This window comes from Paraburkholderia sp. SIMBA_030, from assembly GCF_046535245.1.
Classification (GTDB): domain Bacteria; phylum Pseudomonadota; class Gammaproteobacteria; order Burkholderiales; family Burkholderiaceae; genus Paraburkholderia.
On the sequence record NZ_JAWRXB010001652.1, the window covers coordinates 1 to 236 of the forward strand.

A 236-nucleotide genomic window follows, 5' to 3' on the forward strand; every position below is an offset into this window, starting at 1 on the left:
GACACCATCATCTGGCTGATGCCGTCGTGCAATTCACGCGAAAGCCGCGCGCGTTCGTTCTCCTGCGATTCGACCACCTGCTGCGCAAGCCGCTTCAGTTTTGCGTCGGCGCTGCGATATTCGGTGACGTTGAGCACGAGCGCGCACAGCGCGATAGCGGCGAGCCCCGCGAGTGCGATCGCGTCGATCCACATCATCATGCGATCGATATTGATCGCCGCGCGTTCGTCGATATG

The 236-nt window shown here is 61.0% G+C and carries 1 pseudogene; it reads right to left on the reverse strand.

Annotated features, from left to right (window positions below):
• Positions 1–236, reverse strand: a pseudogene (locus SB772_RS45625) (histidine kinase); the annotation flags it as partial.